The organism is Arthrobacter sp. RT-1, from assembly GCF_003367205.1.
Taxonomy (GTDB): domain Bacteria; phylum Actinomycetota; class Actinomycetes; order Actinomycetales; family Micrococcaceae; genus Arthrobacter.
In genome coordinates this window covers 493,678-508,321 of record NZ_QRGQ01000002.1, presented here as the reverse complement: position 1 = coordinate 508,321, position 14,644 = coordinate 493,678, and the positions used below count along the sequence as shown (strand labels likewise).

Here is a 14,644-nt window from a genome sequence, read left to right as displayed (position 1 = left end):
AGGAAACGTAACCGGGAACGACGCACGACGGCCGCTTCTCACCTTCCCAACAGGCAGTCGCCTGTGGGTTCGCCTGCAAGGGGGACAGCGGGCTTTCGATGAGAGGTACGGGATGGCGCTCGTTAACATCGCCGAAACAAACCTGACACGCGAACTTCACGCAAAGCCGATTTGTGTAACGTCACGGCAACTTTGAGCGGTCTTTTCCGAAACACAACCAACGAAAGATGGACGGCGGGGGAAAGGCACGGGGCTGCAGCGCCCCGTCAAGCTCACATCCGAAGGGACCTGCCGGTGGAAATCTCTGCCCAACACGTCTGGCTGATGATTTCAGCCGCGATGGTACTGCTGATGACGCCCGGGCTCGGACTCTTCTACGGCGGCATGACCCGTGCCAAGGCCGCGCTGAACATGATCATGATGAGCTTCATCTCCGCCGGCATCGTCGGCGTGGTGTGGGTCCTGTGGGGCTACTCCATGACCACCGGCGACGGAGTGCTGGGCATCTTTGGCAACCCCTTCGCCAACTTCGGGCTGCAGAACCTCATGGGCTCCCCGGACCTCATCAAGGCCGGCTACAGCGCCACCTTCGCCATCATCACGGTGGCACTGATCAGCGGCGCCATCGCCGACCGCGCGAAGTTCAGCGCATGGGCCCTGTTCGTGCCGGTGTGGATCACCCTTGTTTACTGCCCGCTCGCCTACATGATCTGGGGCGGCGGGCTGATGAGCGCCGGTGGAGCAGTCACCGCCATCTTCGGCCAGGTCATCGACTTCGCCGGCGGCGCTGTTGTGGAGATCAGTTCCGGAACAGCCGCACTGGTTCTTGCCCTGATCGTTGGCCAGCGGCACGGCTTCGCCAAGGATCCCAACCACCGCCCCCACAATGTGCCCTTCATCATGCTGGGCGCCGCCATCCTCTGGTTCGGCTGGTTCGGCTTCAACGGCGGTGCTGCAACTACGGCCGAGCAGGCCGGCCTGATCTGGGTCAACACCCTGGTCACTCCGGCGGCAGCCATGCTGAGCTGGCTGGTCACCGAGAAGCTCCGGCACGGCCACCCCACTTCCCTCGGCGCGGCATCCGGCGTGGTGGCCGGACTCGTGGCCATCACCCCGTCCTGCGCCAACATCAGCCCGGTGGCCGCAATCGGCCTGGGCCTGGTGGCGGGTGCCGCCTGCGCCGTGTTCGTTGACCTCAAGTACCGTTTTGGGCTGGATGACTCCCTGGATGTGGTGGGAGTCCACCTGGGCGCCGGACTCATCGGCACCCTGGCACTGGGATTCATCGCCCTCCCCGTGGACGGCCAGGGCGGCGGGCTCTTCTACGGCGGCGGGGTCCAGCAGCTCATCGCCCAAACCGCGGCCGTTGTCATCACCCTGCTGCTGTCCGGCCTGGGAACCCTGGTCATCGGCCGGATCATCAACAAGGCCATCGGGTTCAGGGTCAGCCATGAGGCGGAAACTGCCGGCGTGGACCTCTCCGAGCACGCCGAGAGCGCCTACGCGTTCGGCGAGCTGGGCTCCGGCTTCAACCCCCTGCGGTCCCCCGCTTCCCATCTCCCGACCGCTGCCGTTCCGGCCGCCGCCAAGGATTCCACCGCCAGGGATTCCGCTGCCAAGGATTCCGCTGAACTCCATGCCAAGGAAGACTCCTTCGCATAGCGGGCTGCGCCTAAGGGTTCCCCGAACCTAGTCCGCCAGGATCTTGTACAGTGCACGGCGGGTCTCATCCAGCTTTTCGATGGCAGCCGCCCGCTGTTCCTCCGTGACGCCGCTGCGAAACTGGTGGATGACGCCCATCAGCTTGCCGATGCTCTGGTGGAACTCCCGGTCGGAGCTGTCCGGACCGGCGTTCCACGCATTTTCCATCTCCTCGGCATGCTCCGCCACGTAGGCCCTGCCGGCGTCGGAAAGTGCAAACTCCGTGCCGCGGCCTTCGCTCAGCGCGGTAATCAGGTCCTCGTCCACGAGCTGCTGCAGCGTGGGGTAGATGGATCCGGGACTGGGCCGCCACGCGCCGTCCGTCTTTTCGGCAATGGTCTTGATCAACCCGTAACCGTTCGAGGGTGCTTCGGCCAGGAGCGACAGGATGGCGGCGCGCACATCCCCGCGGCTGGCCCGCCGGGAGCCACGTCCGAAACCGGGACCAAAGCCGGGCCCGAATCCCGGACCAAAACCAGGCCCAAAGCCGGGACCGAACCCGCCGCCGCGGTGTCCGTGCGGGCCCCTCCGGCCCCGGCCCCGCTCAAACCGGCCCCTTGCAAATTCCGGCCCGGGAAATTTTTCGTCAGTAATGCCTTTCATGGTGGCATCGTCCTTTCATCTTTACGCTGACTTCTTCAGCGATAGTTAACGATATGTCGTTAACTATCGCTGAGTCAAGCGATTTTCGTGACCATATCCTGACCTTCCGGGCTCTGGCCCGCCTTGATATAGGGGCGTATCCTCGATTCACACCTCCGAGTTCGAGGGCTGATGAATGGCGAAGAAGCGGAAGCGCAAGCGCGGTCCCGGACGCGCCTTGGGGCAACTCCTGGGGTTCCTTGCCGCGAGCATCATGTGCGGGATCCTGGTTGCCAGCCTGGTGGCGCCTGCACTGGCAGCGGCCAAGTTTGGGGTTAGCAACTCCGTCGGGTTTTTTGAAGGCCTGCCCGCGGAGCTGACCGTGGAGCCGCCGTCGCAATCCACCAAAGTCCTGACCTCCGACGGCCAAACCATCGCCACGTTCTTTGCCGAGAACCGCGTCAGGGTACCGCTGGATCAGATGTCCCCGTACATCAAGGACGCGGTCATCGCAATCGAGGACAGCCGGTTTTATGACCACGCCGGCGTGGACCCTCAGGGGATTGTGCGGGCCTTGGTCTCGAATGTGACCAAGGGTGACAGGCAGGGCGCCTCCACCATCACCCAGCAATACGTCACGAATGTCATCAACGAGGCGCGGCTTTCGCAGGACCGGCCGGACGAGGTGATCCTCAGCGGGCAAAAGGACCTTGGCGACAAGTTGCGGGAGATGAAACTCGCCCTCGCCCTGGAAAAGGAGTTCAGCAAGGAGCAGATCCTCGAGGGCTACCTGAACATCGTGTTCTTCAACAGCGACGCCTACGGTGTTGAGGCTGCTGCGCGCTACTTCTTCAGCACCACGGCCAGGGACCTTAACCTGCCCCAGGCCGCCCTGCTGGCGGGGCTCGTGAACAGCCCCACGTTCTACAACCCGGCGCTCAACCCGGACAACTCAATGGTGCGGCGGAACCAGGTGCTTGGCGAGATGCTCCGCCTCGGCAAGATCACGCAAGCCGAACACGATGAAGCAGTGGCCACCCCGATCGAGCTCAAGATCAGCCCGGAGCGGCAGGGCTGCGCCAATGCCACGATGGCCCCGTACTTCTGCGACTACATCTCGCATCTCATCCTGAACAACCCGGCGTACGGGCCGAATGAGACTGAACGCCAGCGCAAGCTGTACCGCGGCGGGCTGACCATCGTGACCACGCTGGACAGCCGGCTCCAGGCGGCGGCGCAGGCGCAGGTGGATGGCACGGCGGGGCCCAACCCGGACCGGTGGGGTGCAGCACTGGTAACGGTGCAGCCAGGAACCGGGAAGATCCTGGCGATGGCACAGAACACCGTGTTCCTTGCCGAACCGGGCAAGTTCGATACCCATTTGAACTTCAATGTTGATGCCAAGGACCCGCAGGGCAATAATCTGAACGGAGCCGGCGGGTTCCAGACGGGCTCGACCATGAAGCCCTTCACGTTCGCTCAGTGGCTGAACGAGGGCAAGCCCCTTACCGCGGAAGTGGACGCATCACGCCGGGTCTACCCGCTGGGGTTCCCGTGGAGGTCGAGCTGCGGCAAGGTGTTGGGCGCCTACAGCACCGCGCAGAACAATCCTGAACTGGGTGCCGCCGATGACCTGCAGAACGCCGAAGAGGGCTTCTACCGGAAGATGGCCATCAACTACGGCCTGTACAACTCCATCAACACGGCCACCTTCGCTTCGGCCACTCAACTGGACTTCTGCGGCATCCAGAAGATGGTGGACGCGGTAGGACTGCACAACGGACTGGACGGCTCCCCCATCAACATGCACCAATTGGGCAACCTGCTGGGTGCCACCAACGTCGCTCCGCTGCATATGGCGAACGCTTTTGCCACTTTCGCCAATGACGGCCGCTACTGCACCCCGGTTGCCCTCCTTGAGGTCACTGAAGCCTCCGGCGGGAAGCTTCCGGCTCAGCCTGTCGAGTGCAGGGATGCCGTAAAGCCGGACGTTGCCCGCGGTGTGAACAACGTGCTGCAGGACGTGCTGGTGAGGGGCTCCGGCTTCTGGATCAACCCGAAAGTCCATGACAAGGTGCCGACGGCTGCCAAAACCGGCACGTCCAACAACAACGGTGCAACCTGGATCGTCGGCTATACCAGTGGACTTGCCACTGCCTCCTTCTTCGGGGACCCACTTGAGAGCCAAAAGCGCCCCGGCCAGAACGTCACCATCAACGGGACGTTCTACCCCCGGCTCGACGGCTACATGATCGCAGGACCACAGTGGGCTAATTACATGCTGAAGGTGGCACCGCTCTACCCGGCCGGTCCGTTCCCGCCGCCTCCCCCATCGATGATGGGCCCCAACCCGTCACCGAGCCCAAGTCCGAAGCCCTGACGGCTGCAGCCGCCGAGCGACGGCTTGGCGTGGCGGCACTACCCTGAAGGCCCCGCCCTTCCCAGCACCTGAATGGTGTGCTTCATTGCTTCCTGGCGCCGTACCGGTTCCCGGTCTGGGTTACGGACGGTACGACGGCGGATGGCCGGCTTAGTTCCAGCTCCCGCCCGCGTGCCGGGCACCGCTTTTCGATCGGGCGACGCTGGGGGCAGCGGCGCCTGATGGTGAGGAGCCTCGGGCAGAGGGGCCAACTCCCGTGAAGTCCCTGGCAGTGGCGGCGCGGTGGAGCGGTAGGTGTGGCCTGTTGGTGTCCGGGTTTCGACGGTGTGGCGGGTTCCGGGGATGGGTTTGGCGGTCCAGCCGGGGTTTTCCTTGGTGTGGTTGCAGGCTTCGCAGAGCCCTTGGCCGTTGCCGGCGGTGGTTGGGCCGTCGTTGTGCCAGGGGATGATGTGGTCGTCATGCCGGATGGGCGCGTCGCAGTACGGGGTCCGGCAGGTGTCGTCGCGGACCTGGAGGAACCGGCGGAGCCCGGGTGGGAAGAACCTGGCTTTTGAGTCCATCGCGACCAGCTCACCGGTGCCGGGGGCTGTGTAGAGCCTGCGGAGCCAGACCGACAATTCATGCTGATCGGGAGAACCAACATCACTGCCAGCATCACTGCCAGAACTAACGCCAGCATCAGTGCTAGAACCAGAACCAACACCAACAGCAGTGCCAGAACCAGCGTCCGGGGCGGCCATCCCCGCTGAACCGGTGCCGGTTGTCCTGTTCAGGATGTTTTCGCGCGCCCATTGTGCGGGGACGGTGCCGTAGCCGGTGAGTCGGGCGGGTTCGCTGTCACCTTGAAAGAGGGTGCGGTCGGTCATGACGAGCTGGATGTCGATCCCGGTGATCCCGCCCGGGGTGCCGGTGACGCGCTCGACCAGGGAATCGGCCATGATCTTGCCCCTGGAGCGTTCATCACCGGAGGACCGCAAGGTATCGGCGTGCCGGGTCAGGGAAGCGTACGCGGCCACACCCTCGGCGACGGGCAGCAGCGCGGTCAGGTAGGTCATGGTGTCCGGCGCCGGACGAAGGCTCACATTGCGTTCGGTCACGGCACGGCTGGCCCGCCGCGCCACGGACTTCGGATCCCGCCGGTAGGCGGCGGCCCGGACAGCGGCAACAATGGCTCTGTCTCCGGCGCCGGTGAACGTGCCGGTGTCTGCGGCGAGCTCTTCGTCCACCGCCTGCCGGTCCTCGACCGACCGGCAGGCTGTTTCCCGCACGACCAGCGTGGCGCGCCATTCATTCAGCTGACCCGCCCGGAACGCCGCAAAGGTGTGCGGCATTTCCTTTCCGGCCTTGGCCAGGCCCAACAACCGCCCGCCCCGGGACGGTGATTCCCGCCGCGCCAGCGCAATTTGGGCACCCACGCCGGCACCGAGTTCATCGGCAGGGACCCCGGCGGCGACTTGGACCCGGCGCTGGAACAGGTCAAAAGCAACAGCGATATCGGCCTGCTTAGCAGCCGCGGCAGACTTCAAATCCTCAAGCTCCCGCAGCTGATCAATCATGCCGGCACCATCAGCGCAGACCCGCACCGCATCCAAGGCAACCCTGACATCAGCGACCGACGGCACAGCCACCAGGGCCTCCCGGACATCAGCAACCGACGGCACAGCCACCAGGGCCTCCCGGACGGCGGCAACCGACGGGACAGCCACCAGGGCCTCCCGGACAGCGGCAACCGACGGGACAGCCGCCAGGGCCTTTCGGACGTCGGCGACCGGCGGCACAGCGGCCTGGGCGTTCCGGACATCAGCAACCGGCGGCACGGCAGCCTGGGCGTCCGGAACAGCGACGCCCAGCGGGACGCCAGCCATAGCTTCCAGGACGGTGTCGACGGACCGGACATCAGCAACCACCGGCTCAGCAGAAGCAGCCGGCACACAGGGAATGCCCGCCCCGCTCACCCCTGCCAATGCACCAACCGCTTCCATAAACAAAGTCTTCCAGCAGGGTGTGACAATTGCCGGGAGCCAAAGTTCCTATGTGGAAAACCGGGGCAAGACCCTGTCCCTCTGCCACAATAAGCGGCGTGAAGACCCTCGAAACCGAGCGGCTGATCCTCCGCCAATGGGAGCCGGAGGACGCGGACTTCGTGCTGGATCTTTACTCGCGCTGGGAGGTGCAGCGCTTCATTGGCAACCCGCCGCAGGTCATGACGAACCGGGCGCAGGCCGAGGAACGCATCCGCGCGTGGCGGGACATGGGTCACCCGGTCCACGCGGTGTGGGCGGTCCAGCTCAAAGCGGGCGGACAACTCGCCGGAACCCTGCTCCTGAAGTCCATCCCGGCGTCGGGCCGATTACCGCTGCAGCCGTCCGGGGACACGGAAATCGGCTGGCACTTCCACCCGGACTTCTGGGGACAGGGTTATGCAACGGAGGCCGCCGCAGCCGTCCTCGCCTACGCCATGGACAGCGGCCTTCCCAAGGTTGTGGCGGTAACCGCGCCGGCCAACACGGCCTCGCAGAAGGTGTGCTCCCGTATCGGGCTGGTCCACCAAGGACAGACCGGTCGCTATTACAACGCACTCTGCGAGCTTTTTGAACTGACTGGAAGCCCCTGAAAGCTACTGAACGTCTCTGAAAGGCGCACCGACGACGGCGGGTAGCACCGGCGTCGTACGGTCCTACCCGGTCCCTTTCCACAGCCGTTGCCACCATGAGCGCGGCGCTTCCGGAGACTCCGGCGCAGCCTTAACGGCCCGTGACGCCCGGCGCTGGCGCCAGCGCTCCACCTCATCCTCGACATCCCGGGTTTTGGTAATGACTGGCGGGCCGCCCTGGAGCTGTCGCCGTGCGTCGATGACGCGTCTGTTGAAGTCCACCAGGAGGTCCCGGACCTGCTGCTCCGTGTACTGGGCATCGAGCTTTACATCCAGCTCCGCGTCCTCGGTGCGCAGGAGGATTGCGGGCGGGCCCAGGCCGCTGATGTTCTCCCTCTGGAGAAGGCCTTTCACCCACCAGTCGGGATCGTACGACTCCCCCAGCCCCGGAATCGGCTTGCCCGCGTATTTCAGGTTGTCGAACTTCCCCTGCGCCATGGCGTCGCGGACCAGGTATTCGGCCCTGGCGGCGTCGCTCACCTTGCGGCGCTTCTCCCGCTCCTGCTCATCCAGGGCGTCGAGGGCGGCTTCCTCCTCAGCGCTGATTCCCGCTCCGCGGTAGGACCGGACCTCGGCGGCGCGCTCCAGCCGCTTCCGGATATCCCCCGTCCCGCTGCCCATCCGTGCCACCGCCTTACCTCGGTTAGTGCCTTCCTTCAAGTATTTCGAAGCCTTCCGCAGGGTTCAACGCCTGCCCGCACATGATGTGGGAAAGCGCTTCCCGAACTATGCAATACTCTGTCCTATGCCCAACCCAGCACCCGCGTCCAACACCCTCCGCGCCATCCATCAAGCATGGGACTCTCCGCTCACCTCGCCGGCCATGAGCAACACGCTGGACCGCCACGAAAGGTTCCGTGTCACCAACCGCTACGTGGAGATCGGTGGAAAACCGGGGATCCCTGTGTCCGGTGAACTCCATTTCAGCAGGGTGCCCCGGGAGCGGTGGGAGGAACGGCTGCGGCTGATGAAGGCCGGCGGAATCACCGTGGTGGCCTCCTACATCTTCTGGATCCACCACGAGCGCACGGAGGGAAAGGTCAGTTTCGACGGCGGCCTGGACGTCGCCGCGTTCGTCCGGCTGTGCGCGGAGGCAGGGCTGGACGTGGTGCTGCGGGTGGGCCCGTGGTGCCATGGCGAGGTCCGCAACGGCGGCTTCCCGGACTGGGTGCAGGCGGCCCCGGTGAAGCACCGCACCAACGATGCCGGCTACCTGGAGCTGGTGAAGCGCTGGTTCGGCTACCTGGGGCAGGAGCTGGACGGGCTGATGGGCCCCGGCAGCAACGTGATCGGCATCCAGCTGGAGAACGAACTGTACGACCAGCCCGCGCACATCACCGAGCTCAAGAAGCTTGCACGGAACGCCGGCCTGTCCGCCCCCGTCTGGACCGCAACGGCGTGGGGTGGTGCCGAGCTTCCCGACGGCGAGGTCCTGCCGCTTTTCGGCGGTTACGGTGACGGCTTCTGGGTGGACGCCGACGCCCCATGGGATCCGACGTTCCGCGAACATTTCTTCTTCAGCCACGTCTGGGACGACCCCGGCATCGGCGCGGACCTTCGGGAGCAGTTCGGGACCGGCAGCGGGACGCGTGCGCCGCGCACGCCGTCGGGCCTGTTCCCGCCTGCAACCTGCGAGCTCGCCGGCGGCATGGCCACTGCCTACCAGCGCCGGCCGTGGCCGCAGGGGCTTGACGTGGCAGCGGTGGCGCACAACAAGATCGGCAACGGCTCGGCGTGGCAGGGCTACTACATGTTTGCCGGCGGCATGAACCCGGCCGACGGGCTGCAGGAGTCGCAGGCCACGGGGTACCCGAATGACCTGCCCCGGTTCGATTACGACTTCCACGCACCGATCGGAGCATCAGGCCGGCTCGCGCCCAGCTTCGCCGCCCTGCGGAAACAGCACGCATTCCTGGCGGCCTTCGGCGACCGCCTCGCAGAAATGCCCTCCACCCTGCCCGAGGTGCTGCCGACCGGGATCGACGACACCGACACCCTTCGGTGGGCCCTCCGCAGCGACGGATCCGCGGGCTTCCTCTTCATCACGTGGCACCAGCCGCACATCCCTCTCGATACTTACCGTGGAGCGCAGTTTGAGGTGATGCTCGACGGCGGCCCGGTCACCTTTCCCGAGGTCCCTGTCGACGTGCCGGCGGGAACCATCGCCCACTGGCCGGTGAACCTGGAGGTGGGAGGTGTGACCCTTGAATGGGCCACAGCGTCCCCCTTGACAGTGCTGGAAGCTGCGCCGGCCGCTGTACCAACCTTGGTCCTGGCCGCCGAGGCCGGCATCCCGGTGGAGCTCCGTTTCGCACCGGGCACCGAGGTCAGCGGGCCGGCACTCTCCGCACCGGGCCGCACACAGCACCTCGCAGCCGACGAACCCGTAGTGCTGGCTGCCCAGTCAGGGGACGCCGTCCTCGACGTCCTGCTCCTCCCTGCCGGGCTCGCGGACCAGGCCTGGGTCCTGAGCGGCCGCCGCGGCCGCGACCTGGTGTTCTCCACGGACCCGCTGTGGCTGGACCGCGACGGCCTGTTGGCTGGAAGGTCACAGGGAGAACCGGCGGTGGACCGCTACAACCCAAGGACACGGTCGTTCGTACCCGTGGACATCCGGACCGCGGGCACTCCCCAGCGTGGACACAGTATCGAGGCCCGGCTGGTGCGCCCTGCCCGCCCTGTTCCTGTGTCCTATGGAGAGGCGGCAAACCGGGCCGCCGCTCCTGAACCCGATGTGATCGACGGGCTGGCGCAGACGTACAGCCTGGACCTGCCGGCAGGGGCATTCGCCCAGGCCCACGCAGAGCTTGAGATCCACTGGGCCGGCGACGTTGCCCGGGTCCTGGTGGACGGCGTGGCCGTGGCGGACCGGTTCTGGGACGGCTCGCCCTGGCTCCTCAACGTTGCAGACTGCGGCATCATCCCCGGCACCGACGTGGTTTTGCAGATCCTCCCGCTATCCCCACAGGCCAAGGTGGGACTGCCGGCCGAAGCACAACAGCGGAGGGAAACCATACCCGGTGACCTGCTGGCCTTGGACGCGGTCCGGCTGACCACGTGGACCGGGTGGCAGGAGAAGGCGGGGTACAGCGTCGCCTAAGCTGGCACTGTCCCGGACAGGGTTGGCAGTTTCCCGGGCACGTACGGGCCGTCGAAGAGGAGAAGTCCATGGATGCGAGCGGGTCAGGGGAGCGCACGGAGACCTTCACCTGGACCGATCCGCGGGTATCGCTGGAACACCTGCCGCGGATGTCCGGCCTGGAGTTCCTGACCGGGATGCGGGACGGCAGCATCCCGCGCCCGCCCATGGCTGCCCTTATGAACCTGGATTTGGTGGACGTAGCGTCCGGCCGGGTGGAGTTCGAGTGCCGGCCCGCCGAGGCGCACTACAACCCGCTGGGCGTGGTCCACGGCGGCCTGGCCTGCACGCTCCTGGATACCGTGGTGGGCTGCGCCGCCCACAGCACGCTGGCCCCGGGGTTCGGCTACACCTCCATTGACCTCTCGGTCAGCTACCTCCGCCCCATCACCCTCAAGCACGCCATCCTGCGGGCGGAGGGATCGGTGGTGAAGACGGGATCGCGGGTGATCTTCGCGGAAGGGCGCGTCATGGGGCCAACGGGCGAACTTCTGGCCACCGCCACAAGCTCACTGCTGGTTTTTGCCGTGGCGGCGCCGAAGGAATAGCGGCAGCAGAGGCATAGGCACCCAAGGACAGCACACCAAGAGGACAGCGAACGACGGCGGGAGGTCCCGCCGTCGTTCGCTGTCCTCTTGGTGTGGCCGGCAGCCTCAGGCGTTGGCGTGCTCGGCGAGGATGGCGTCGATCTGGCCGACGGCCTCTTTCATGCCTTCTTCCATGCCCATCTGGACCATCTGTTCCATCTGCTCCTCGGATTCGAAGGTGGAGAGGATGGTCATCCTGGTGCGGTCGCCGGCGCCTTCGAGGTTGACGGAGGCGTGCGTGGTTCCCAGGGAATCCACGGGCTGGCCGTTGTCATCGGCAAATCCATCGTCAAACGCCAGCCTCTTGGGGCCTTCGACAGTGCTGAAGCGCCACCAGCCACGGGCTTTTTCGCCCTCCGGACCGGTCATGTAGTAGCTGGCCTTCCCGCCCGGCCGGAAGTCGAATTCCTCGAAGGTGGCCGGCCAGGTGGGCGGGCCCCACCAGCGCTCCAGCTGCCGCGGGTCTTCCCAAAGGCGCCAGACACGCTGGATGTCTGCGTCGAACTCGGCAATGAGTGTGAAGCTGAGTGCCTCAAGATTCTTGGTGGAACTGATAACCGACATTGCAGAACCCTTCCTTATCCTTCAGCCAGAATGTCCGCGATCCGGTCAACACGCTGCCGCCAGATCGCCTCGTACTCATCGAGCAGCCGGCGGGCTTTCTGCAGGCCTTCATGGTTGCCCCGCACAATCTGCTCCCTACCGCGCTTCTCCTTGGTGACCAGGGATGCGCGCTCCAACACCGCCACGTGCTTTTGAACTGCGGCGAAACTCATGGCGTAGAGGGCCGCGAGGCCGGAGACCGAGTATTCGCCGACCGTTACGCGCCGCACAATGTCCCTGCGGGTGGAATCGGCGAACGCCTGGAAGAGGCGGTCAAGTTCGGTTTCGCGGAGCTGATCTACAACCATTTGGTTGTACAATAGTCCTCGCGGAAGCGGGAGTCAATGGGTACGTTGAAGCCCATGAGCATTTTCCTTGCCGGCGCCGGGCCGGACCATCTGGCCTTTCCCGACGTGTTTGAACGGTTCGCTCAGGAGGTGTCCCACGCTGCGCGGACGGAACCTGCCCGGATCGCCGTGGTGGTCCATGACCGGGGCGGCAACCCGGAAAGCCGCCTGGCCGAATACGCGGAACCACTGCGCACCCGGCTGGCCTGCAACGTGGTGCCGGTCCTGCTCGGCCAGGACGGGCCGGCCGAGCCGGCACTCTTCGACGGCGTGGACGCGGTGGTGGTGGGCGGCGGACTGACGCCCGCCTACATGCAGGGCCTGAACGCCGCGGCGGCCTCTATCTCGCGTCGGGTGGCAAGCGGTGCCCCGTACCTCGGTTTTTCCGCCGGGGCCATGGTCACTCCCGGAAGGGCACTCATTGGCGGGTACCGCGTGGACGGAACCGAAGTATGCGGCGAGGAGTGCTCGGAGGGGTTGGACCACCTCGACATCCGGACCGGCCTGCGGCTCGTCCCGTTCACGGTGGATGTCCATGCCGCCCAGGCAGGAACGCTGGGCCGGGCCGTCGCTGCCGTTGCGGCGGGGCTGGTGGACAGGGCCGTCGCCATCGACGAAAACACCGCCCTCGTCCTGCCCGGTGCAGGGGCCGAAGATTTTGAGGTGATGGGAACCGGGAACTGCTGGGATGTCCGCAGCGCGGCACCCGGCGCGGTAGCATCCGTCACCGTCGCTGTCCTGCGCGCCACCTGACGGCCGGCGGCATGCCCCCGTTGCTGCTACGCGTCGAAGTGCGTCTGGACGCCGCCGCCCGTCAACTGTTCGATCAGCTCCCGGGCAACGTCACGCAGCTTCCGGTTGCGGTTGCTGGAGACCTTGGTGAGGATTTCCATGGCTTCCGCCTGCGAGCAGCGGTTCTGGGCCATGATCACGCCGCAGGCCAGGTTGATCGCCGTCCTGCTTTCGAGTGCCGCCTCAAGGTCGTCAGCGCGGTTCTGGGCATTATTGATCCGGACGGAGAGGTGCAGGGTGTTGTGGGCGGCCGCGGCAAATCCCACAGCTTTGTCATAGACGTCAGCGGTGAAAGCCCGGGGCTTGGTGGCAAAAAAGTTGAGCGCTGCACTGGCGTCGCCGCTGATCTCCAGCGGCACCCCCAAGGTGCTGTGCACGTTCCGCTCGGCGAGTTCCCGGTTATAGTCAGGCCAGCGTGGATCCTGGGCGACGTCGTCGATCATCACCGCTGACATCTCGCGCAACGCCTTTACGCAGGGGCCATCACCCATGCTTTGCTCGATATGGTCAAGCTCCACCGCCCTCTCACTGCTGCCTGCAGCTGTGGCTGGCCGACGTTTCAGCTTGAGGGTGACGGCACATTCGATCCGGTCATCGGCCGCTTCCGAAACAGCCGCAGCAGCCATTCCCGACAGCCCGGCCAGGAAGCCCACGATGCTCTCCGCGCCCACCAGGATCTCCTGTAGCTGGTGCACAGACTCGTTATCCGCAGAACTCGACATGGGGCCATCTTACTGTTGCGCTTCTGCAGCCGCAGCGGGTAAGGGAAAACATGGTGGCATATGCTGGGAATATGGCCCAGCAACTACCCCTCGACGAGCTCAGCACCGTGATCGCTCGCATCCAGGGGATGCTGCTCACCGAGGAAAAGGTGACGACGGCGGTCCGCCTCCTGGCCCAGGCGGCGAAGGAGTCTGTGCCCGGAACCATCGGTGCCGGTGTTTCACTCCTGGATTCGCGTGGCCGCCGCACCAGCAGCGGCTACACGGACAAAATCGTGGAGCAGGCCGACGCCGCCCAGTACGAACACGGCGAGGGCCCGTGCCTCACCGCGTGGGCCGCGGAGGAGCCGGTGCTGGTGGAAGACGTCCAGTCCGACCAGCGGTGGCCCGAGTGGCGGAATGCGGTCAGGCTGCTGCCTATCCATTCTGTGGTGAGTGCTCCGCTGCTGGCCGGCAAGGAAGCCATCGGCGCCCTGAAACTGTATGCGGCAACCCCTCATACCTACGATGCCTCCAGCCTGAACTTGCTCCAGCTCTTCGCTGCCCCGGCTGCAACGCTGCTCTCGCACGTCCAGGCGAGCGAGGCTCCGAAGAAGATGACGGAAGGCCTGCAGTCATCGCTGCACAGCAGGGACGTGGTGAACCGCGCCTGCGGCGTCCTGATGGAACGGCTGGGTGTTCCGCACACAGCCGCGCTGCAGCAGCTGATGAAGCAGGCCAGGGAAGAGCGCACCACCTTGCAGAACGTCAGCGAATCGGTTCTGGCCGGGACGCCGGCATCCGGGGACTAGGCGGCGCCCATGGGCTTCGATCCAAACGAACCGGAACAACGGCGCCGGCTCCGCGCAGCAATACGGGCAGCAGACATCACCGTGTCCGAGCTCTGGCTGAAGTACTTCAGCATGGCCGGAGATGCCGGCGAGTATGAAGTGGAAGCCTACCTTCAGGGGCTTCTCTCGCTGCCGCCGGTCCAGCGTGACCTGCTGGCCCTCTCCGCCAACGAACTGATCGATGAACTCCCCCGGCCGCGGGCCCCCTACTCGGACGATTTCGCCTCTGAACCCGAGGTTTCCGAAAGCCGGGACGAGCGCAGTGGCGGGAGCGCCGACGGACGTACCGCCGGGCCAGACGAATAAAG

At 65.7% G+C, this 14,644-nt stretch carries 14 protein-coding genes; 8 read left to right on the top strand and 6 right to left on the bottom strand.

The features are described 5' to 3' along the window. Positions 1-294: 294 nt before the first annotated feature. A complete protein-coding gene (locus DXK94_RS03750; RefSeq protein WP_115523885.1) occupies positions 295-1,662 on the top strand; it encodes an ammonium transporter in 1,368 nt (455 codons plus the stop codon). Positions 1,663-1,689: 27 nt separating this feature from the next. Here DXK94_RS03750 and DXK94_RS03745 read toward each other — a convergent pair whose 3' ends face one another. After that, positions 1,690-2,304, bottom strand: a complete 615-nt coding sequence (locus tag DXK94_RS03745; RefSeq protein ID WP_115523884.1) for a PadR family transcriptional regulator — start codon at positions 2,302-2,304, stop codon at positions 1,690-1,692. A gap of 175 nt (positions 2,305-2,479) precedes the next feature. On the opposite strand from DXK94_RS03745, the gene DXK94_RS03740 reads away from it, so the two are divergent. Further along, on the top strand, positions 2,480-4,663 hold the full coding sequence (locus tag DXK94_RS03740) for a transglycosylase domain-containing protein (RefSeq protein WP_115523883.1): 2,184 nt from the start codon (positions 2,480-2,482) through the stop codon (positions 4,661-4,663). A 38-nt stretch (positions 4,664-4,701) separates the two neighbouring features. Here DXK94_RS03740 and DXK94_RS03735 read toward each other — a convergent pair whose 3' ends face one another. Beyond that, complete coding sequence (locus DXK94_RS03735; protein WP_115523964.1) at positions 4,702-6,219, bottom strand: HNH endonuclease signature motif containing protein; 1,518 nt, start codon at positions 6,217-6,219, stop codon at positions 4,702-4,704. Positions 6,220-6,743: 524 nt separating this feature from the next. Between DXK94_RS03735 and DXK94_RS03730 the strand changes: the two genes are divergently transcribed. Further along, entirely contained in the window at positions 6,744-7,277 is a 534-nt protein-coding gene (locus DXK94_RS03730) for a GNAT family N-acetyltransferase (protein WP_115523882.1), read from the top strand. A gap of 63 nt (positions 7,278-7,340) precedes the next feature. Here the strand turns inward: DXK94_RS03730 and DXK94_RS03725 are convergent, their stop codons facing one another. Next, complete coding sequence (locus tag DXK94_RS03725; protein ID WP_115523881.1) at positions 7,341-7,937, bottom strand: DUF1992 domain-containing protein; 597 nt, start codon at positions 7,935-7,937, stop codon at positions 7,341-7,343. 124 nt (positions 7,938-8,061) lie between these two features. Between DXK94_RS03725 and DXK94_RS03720 the strand changes: the two genes are divergently transcribed. Further along, on the top strand, positions 8,062-10,416 hold the full coding sequence (locus DXK94_RS03720; protein WP_115523880.1) for a beta-galactosidase: 2,355 nt from the start codon (positions 8,062-8,064) through the stop codon (positions 10,414-10,416). A gap of 68 nt (positions 10,417-10,484) precedes the next feature. Further along, on the top strand, positions 10,485-11,003 hold the full coding sequence (locus DXK94_RS03715; RefSeq protein ID WP_115523879.1) for a PaaI family thioesterase: 519 nt from the start codon (positions 10,485-10,487) through the stop codon (positions 11,001-11,003). A 105-nt stretch (positions 11,004-11,108) separates the two neighbouring features. Here DXK94_RS03715 and DXK94_RS03710 read toward each other — a convergent pair whose 3' ends face one another. Together DXK94_RS03710 and DXK94_RS03705 are read right to left on the bottom strand one after the other, a co-directional pair. Further along, positions 11,109-11,606, bottom strand: a complete 498-nt coding sequence (locus tag DXK94_RS03710; RefSeq protein WP_115523878.1) for an SRPBCC domain-containing protein — start codon at positions 11,604-11,606, stop codon at positions 11,109-11,111. A gap of 14 nt (positions 11,607-11,620) precedes the next feature. Continuing rightward, entirely contained in the window at positions 11,621-11,953 is a 333-nt protein-coding gene (locus DXK94_RS03705) for a metalloregulator ArsR/SmtB family transcription factor (RefSeq protein ID WP_115523877.1), read from the bottom strand. Between the two features lie 54 nt (positions 11,954-12,007). On the opposite strand from DXK94_RS03705, the gene DXK94_RS03700 reads away from it, so the two are divergent. Beyond that, positions 12,008-12,745 carry a Type 1 glutamine amidotransferase-like domain-containing protein gene (locus DXK94_RS03700; protein ID WP_115523876.1) on the top strand — a complete coding sequence of 246 codons (738 nt, stop codon included), beginning with the start codon at positions 12,008-12,010 and terminating at the stop codon, positions 12,743-12,745. A gap of 26 nt (positions 12,746-12,771) precedes the next feature. Here DXK94_RS03700 and DXK94_RS03695 read toward each other — a convergent pair whose 3' ends face one another. Continuing rightward, the gene (locus tag DXK94_RS03695; RefSeq protein ID WP_115523875.1) at positions 12,772-13,506 is read right to left on the bottom strand and encodes a GAF and ANTAR domain-containing protein; all 735 of its coding nucleotides are present in this window, start codon (positions 13,504-13,506) and stop codon (positions 12,772-12,774) included. A gap of 71 nt (positions 13,507-13,577) precedes the next feature. Here DXK94_RS03695 and DXK94_RS03690 point away from each other — a divergent pair, with 71 nt between their 5' ends. Further along, complete coding sequence (locus DXK94_RS03690) at positions 13,578-14,297, top strand: GAF and ANTAR domain-containing protein (protein ID WP_115523874.1); 720 nt, start codon at positions 13,578-13,580, stop codon at positions 14,295-14,297. 9 nt (positions 14,298-14,306) lie between these two features. Continuing rightward, positions 14,307-14,642, top strand: a complete 336-nt coding sequence (locus DXK94_RS03685; RefSeq protein WP_079595043.1) for a hypothetical protein — start codon at positions 14,307-14,309, stop codon at positions 14,640-14,642. Positions 14,643-14,644 lie beyond the last annotated feature (2 nt).